We start from the raw sequence: 3,908 nt of genomic DNA on the forward strand, positions 1-3,908 counted from the left end.
GGCCCGCTGCGTCCCGTGCACCGGCGCTGGTGCTGTTCCACGGCCTCGAGAGCTCGTCCACCAGCCGCTATGCGCTGGCCTTCGCGCAGGTGGCGCAGGCGCTGGGCTGGCACTTCAGCGTGCCGCACTTCCGCGGCTGCTCGGGCGAGCTGAACCTGGCGCCGCGCGCCTACCACTCGGGCGATTTCCACGAGATCGACTGGGTGCTGCGCCGCCTGGTGGCCGATCACCCGCAGCGCCCGCTGCTGGCGGCCGGCGTCTCGCTGGGCGGCAACGCACTGCTGCGCTGGGCCGGGGAAATGGGCGCGCAGGCGGCGCCGGTGGTGCGGGCCGTGGCGGCGGTCTGCTCGCCGCTGGACCTGGCCGCCGGCGGCCACGCCATCGGGCGCGGCTTCAACCGGCTGGTCTACACCCGCATGTTCCTGCGCAGTATGGTGCCCAAGGCTTTGCAGAAGCTCCAGCAGCACCCCGGCCTGTTCGATCGCGAGGCCCTGCTGGCCGCTCGCGACCTGTACGCCTTCGACAACATCTTCACCGCACCGCTGCACGGCTTTGCCAGCACCGAGGACTACTGGGCCCGTGCCTCGGCCAAGCCGGTGCTGGCCGACATCCGCGTGCCGGCGCTGGCGCTGAACGCGCGCAACGACCCGTTTGTGCCCGCGGCCTCGCTGCCGGTGGCGGGTGCGGTCGGTGACCACGTCACGCTCTGGCAGCCGCCGCAGGGCGGGCACGTGGGCTTTCCGGCGCCGCTGGGGGCGTTCGGCCTGCCGGGCCACGTGCGCGCCATGCCCGAGGCCGTGGGCACCTGGTTGCTGCAGCACCTCTGAACGGAGACTTTCATGGACGACATCGTCAAAGCCGCCCTGGCCAAATGGCCCAACGTGCCGCACTGCCACGGCTGGCTGGGGCTGGACGCGCGGGGCCAGTGGTACATGCGCGACGACCGCTGCCAGCGCAGTGGCCCATTTGCGCTGGAGCCGGGCGAAGCTGCCACCGCCTGCAAGGGCTCGCTGCTGCGGCACGACAAGCTGATCGACTTCATCCACCGCAACTGCGCGGCCGACGAGACCGGGCAGTGGTTTTTCCAGAACGGGCCGCAGCGCGTGTACCTGGAACTCGAAGCCACGCCCTTCGTCTGGCGCCTGCAGCCCGACGGCCGGGTGCTGGCCCACACCGGGCAGGACGCGGGCGCCGTGCAGCGCTGCCTGCTCGACGAACAAGGCCACCTCTACCTGGTGACCGCGCTGGGCCTGGGCCTGGTGCACAGCAACGACATGGGCCCGGCCGCCGACGCGGTGGAGCGTGGCGACTGGGTGCCCGAGGACGTGCTGGCCGCCGACCTGCCCGGCGCCTGGGGCTTTGTGCGCAGCCCGCAGCGCCAGGCCGGGCAGCGGCCCTGGATCGAGCCGTCGCCCGCCTGAGCGCCACGCTGGCCGACAGACAAAAAAAGCCGGTCGCGTGGACCGGCTTTTTTTGTGGGGGCTGAACGCGCTTACTTGGCGGCAGCGGTGATGTACTCGACAGCAGCCTTGATCTCGGCGTCCGAGGCGCTGGAACCACCCCTGGGCGGCATGGCGTTCTTGCCCTTGATGACGGAGGCCGTCAGGCCGTCGACACCCAGCGCCAGGCGCGGGGCCCAGGCGGCCTTGTCGCCGAACTTGGGCGCACCGGCCACACCGGCGGCGTGGCAGGCCATGCAGGCCTTCTTGTAGAGACCTTCGCCGTCGACAGCGGCCGGGGCCGCTGCAGCGGCGGGGGCGGCTGCGGGCGCGGCGGCCACCACGGCTGCGGGTGCCGGAGCAGCGGCCACGGCCGGAGCGGCTTCGGCGCCGGCAGGGGCTGCGGGCTCAGCCAGCTTGCCGCCAGCGGCGTTGGCCATGAACACAACGGCGCGGCCGATTTCGTAGTCGCTGAAGTTGCCGCCACCCTGGGCGTTCATGTTGTTCTTGCCTTTGAGTGCCGAGGTCAGCAGGGCGTCGTAGCCCTGGCCCAGACGGGGGCCCCAGGCGGCGGCGTCGCCGAACTTGGGTGCGCCCACGGCGCCGGTGGCGTGGCAGGCCGAGCACTGGGCCTTGTAAACGTCTTCACCGGTGGCCAGGGCGCGCGGGCCGGCGGTGGTCTGGAGTTCGACCGTGCCCACACGGGCGATGCGCTTGGCGGTGGCGATCTCGGCGCTCACCGCGTCGGCTTGCGACAGCACGCCGGTGGTCGGCTTGTTGGCCGAGGTGACGTAGTACACCAGACCGATGATGATGAACACCGGGGCCACGAAGGAGAAGAACGACGTCCAGAGCAGCTGGGCGGGCGTCTTGATCGGGCCGGTGTGGGAGTCGTGCGCGTGGTCGCTCATGGTGTCCTCTGAGGGTGGCGAATCGGTGCCAATGGGGTTCCGGGGGGCGTTGGGGCGTGGCCTGCCACGGGCAGGCAACCCGCGATTATAGGCAAGGGCCTCTGGCCAAAGGCTTTCAGGGCGTGATGTTCACCGCGACGATCAGAGCCTCCCAGGGTGCCAGGGTCAGCGCGTCCAGCGCGAGGTGCTCCCCATGGCCGGGGCGTTCGGGCCGGTTGCCCAGCAGCAGGGTGCCGCCAGCGCCCGCACCTGCGAGCGACACGGTCTGTGGCGTGGCGCCGAAGTTGCAGGCCACGAGCCAGACGGTGTCGCCCAGCGTGCGGCGCACGGTGCTGACCTGCGGGTGCTCGGGCAGCAGCTGCGTGGTGCGGCCTTCGGCCATCACGGGGTGTTGCTGGCGCAGCGCGATCAGGCGGCGGTAGTGGTGGAACACCGAGCCCGGGTCGGCCACGGCCTGGGCGGCGTTGACCTCGGGCCAGTCGGGGTGCAGCGCCAGCCAGGGCGTGCCGGTGCTGAAGCCCGCGTTCGGTTGCAAAGCGTCCCAGGGCATGGGCGTGCGCGCGTTGTCACGGCTCTTGGCGTGGATGCTGGCCAGCACCGTGACCGGGTCTTCGCCGCGCTCCTGCACCGCCGCGCGCCAGAGGTTGCGGGTCTCGATGTCCTGGTACTGCTCGATGGATGGGAAGGCCACGTTGGTCATGCCCAGCTCTTCGCCCTGGTAGACGTAGGGCGTGCCCTGCAGGCCGTGCAGCCAGCTGCCCAGCAGCTTGGCGGACGTGACGCGGTGGGCAGGGCTGTCGTCGCCAAAGCGCGAGACCGGGCGGGGCTGGTCGTGGTTGCTCAGGTAGAGGCGGTTCCAGCCCTGGCCGTCGAGCGCGTCCTGCCAGCGCTGCAAGGAGCGCTTGAGGTCCCGCAGGTCCAGCGGCTTCAGTGCCCACTTGCCACCCACGTGGCCACCGATGGAGTCGAGGTCCATGTGTTCGAACTGGAACAGCATGTCGAGCGCGCCGGTGTCGGGGTGCGTGAGCGCCACGCCTTCGGCCACCGTGGCCAGCGGCGCTTCGCCCACGGTGAGCGTGTCGTAATGGTCCAGCACCTCGCGCCGCATCTCGCGCAGGAATTCGGTCAGGCGCGGGCCGTTGCAGCTCATCGCAAAGCCCGGTTGCAGAAAGCCGGGCCGCACCGCCGGCGCGTCGGGCAGCGAGCCGTCGGCGTTCCAGGGCTTGGAGATCATGTTGATCACGTCCATGCGGAAGCCGTCCACACCCTTGTCGAGCCAGAAGCGCATCACGTCGTAGACCTCGGCGCGCAGGCGCGGGTTCTCCCAGTTCAGGTCCGGCTGCTTGCGGCTGAACATGTGCAGGTAGTACTCGCCGGTCGGCTCATTCCATTCCCACACCGAGCCGTTGAAGGCGGCCTCCCAGTTGGTCGGTGGTGTGCCGTCTGCTTTCGGTTCGCGCCAGAGGTAGAAGTCGTGGAACGGGTTGTCGCGGCTTTTGCGAGCCTCTTTGAACCAGCGGTGCTCGTCCGAACTGTGGTTGACGACCAGGTCCATCAC

General features: G+C 70.4%; 4 protein-coding genes. 2 read left to right on the plus strand and 2 right to left on the minus strand.

The annotated features are described in order from the left end of the window. On the plus strand, nucleotides 1-827 hold an 827-nt coding region (locus tag ACR2JA_RS08780), incomplete at its 5' end, for a YheT family hydrolase (protein ID WP_434008714.1). A 12-nt stretch (nucleotides 828-839) separates the two neighbouring features. After that, nucleotides 840-1,421 carry a DUF2946 family protein gene (locus ACR2JA_RS08785; RefSeq protein WP_434008715.1) on the plus strand — a complete coding sequence of 194 codons (582 nt, stop codon included), beginning with the start codon at nucleotides 840-842 and terminating at the stop codon, nucleotides 1,419-1,421. Between the two features lie 71 nt (nucleotides 1,422-1,492). Here ACR2JA_RS08785 and ACR2JA_RS08790 read toward each other — a convergent pair whose 3' ends face one another. Next, nucleotides 1,493-2,350: a c-type cytochrome gene (locus ACR2JA_RS08790; protein WP_434008716.1), complete on the minus strand. Its 858-nt coding sequence runs from the start codon at nucleotides 2,348-2,350 to the stop codon at nucleotides 1,493-1,495. A 115-nt stretch (nucleotides 2,351-2,465) separates the two neighbouring features. After that, nucleotides 2,466-3,908 (minus strand): alpha-glucosidase (locus ACR2JA_RS08795; RefSeq protein ID WP_434008717.1); only part of this gene is annotated, 1,443 nt, incomplete at its 5' end.

It is taken from the genome of Hydrogenophaga sp. (genome assembly GCF_051007235.1).
In the GTDB taxonomy this organism is placed as follows: Bacteria; Pseudomonadota; Gammaproteobacteria; order Burkholderiales; family Burkholderiaceae_C; genus Hydrogenophaga.

Bases quoted from the DNA above. Each gene is read 5' to 3' on its own strand.
- ACR2JA_RS08785 (WP_434008715.1), top strand. From the start codon at position 840: ATGGACGACATCGTCAAAGCCGCCCTGGCCAAATGGCCCAACGTGCCG.
- ACR2JA_RS08790 (WP_434008716.1), bottom strand. From the start codon at position 2,350: ATGAGCGACCACGCGCACGACTCCCACACCGGCCCGATCAAGACGCCC.